General features: G+C 59.5%; 1 protein-coding gene. It reads left to right on the plus strand.

Annotation, left to right across the window (positions count from 1 at the left end; all coding sequences use genetic code 11):
- Positions 1–653 (plus strand): hypothetical protein (locus AC1DS5_RS25055; RefSeq protein WP_477720950.1); only part of this gene is annotated, 653 nt, incomplete at its 5' end.
- Between the last annotated feature and the right edge of the window lie 50 nt (positions 654–703).

The raw sequence follows: 703 nt of genomic DNA on the forward strand, positions 1-703 counted from the left end.
GGCTGGAGAACGCCAAGCAGGATCTCCGTGAACTCAGGATTCTCGATCACAAGCGTAGGGAAGCCGTAAAGCTCCAGGCCGATTACACCTACTGGCGCGGAGAAGCCCAGACCGCCCGGCAGAAAGCCGAGCTGGCTAAGGACGCTCATGAGGACGCCCTCACCCGCACGGAAACTGCCAAGCTCCAGTATGAGCAGACCCACTTCATGGGTTTCCGGCGCGGCATCAATTTCAAGCTTGGGCCGCTGCACATCGTCACCCCCGGCATCGAGAAAGCCATCCGGGCGGAGGCCGAGAAGTCCAAGGCCGAATATTCGGAGGCAGTTAAGGCGGCGAACTTCCGGGATGCCAACGTGCATGCCAACTACGCCGGGCAGAAGGTCTTCGAGCTGGAGCAGAAAGTGGCCGGCATCGAGCGCTCCATTGACCTGCATGAGCGCATCAATGGCCAGCTTCAGGATTTCGATAATGCCGAGGTCTTCCTAAACGAGATGGTCAAGGACGACCTTGAAGGCCTCACACCCGGCCAGGTGCTGGATGCTTACGAGAACGACGAGCTTTCCGCGGCTGAGGCAAAGGAGATTCTGGAGCACATGGGACACTCCGAGCTGATTGAATTGCTCGAAGCCCCCGCGCCCAGCATCCGGCACTAGCGTAGGATGGGTTTACCCCGCTTCATGTAGAACGTGGCCAGCCCCTTCAC

Source organism: Polaromonas sp. P4_H1 (assembly GCF_056400945.1).